This window comes from Desulfogranum japonicum DSM 18378, assembly GCF_000429945.1.
GTDB classification, from domain to species: domain Bacteria; phylum Desulfobacterota; class Desulfobulbia; order Desulfobulbales; family Desulfobulbaceae; genus Desulfogranum; species Desulfogranum japonicum.
On record NZ_KE386995.1, the window covers coordinates 1 to 442 of the forward strand.

The 442-nt window shown below is 56.6% G+C and carries 1 pseudogene; it reads left to right on the forward strand.

Features of this window, described 5'->3' with window-relative positions:
* Positions 1–442: pseudogene (locus G493_RS34970) on the forward strand (reverse transcriptase domain-containing protein); the annotation flags it as partial.

Below are 442 nucleotides of genomic sequence, written 5' to 3' on the forward strand. Positions count from 1 at the left end.
GCCTTTATGATACCCGCAAGGGTGTTCCCCAAGGTGGTCCGCTTTCGCCACTGCTCAGTAACATCCTCCTGGATGAGCTTGATAAGGAGCTGGAGGGACGAAGCCACCGGTTCGCCCGCTATGCCGATGACTTCGTCATTCTGGTGAAGAGTCGGCGGGCAGGCGAACGGGTCATGGCCAGCATCACCAGGTTCCTGGAAAAGAAGCTCAAGCTCAAAGTCAACCAGGAGAAGAGCAGATAAGCGGAGACTTCGAGGTGGCTCACACCAACGAGATCACCTTCCTCGGTTTTTCCTTTACCGGTGCCAAGATCCGCTGGTCGGACAAGGCCTTTGTGCGTTTCAAACAGCGCATCAAGGAGCTGACCGGACGGAGCTGGGGCGTCTCCATGGAGTACCGAATGTTCAAGTTGGCCGAGTATCTGCGCGGCTGGATGGGCTAT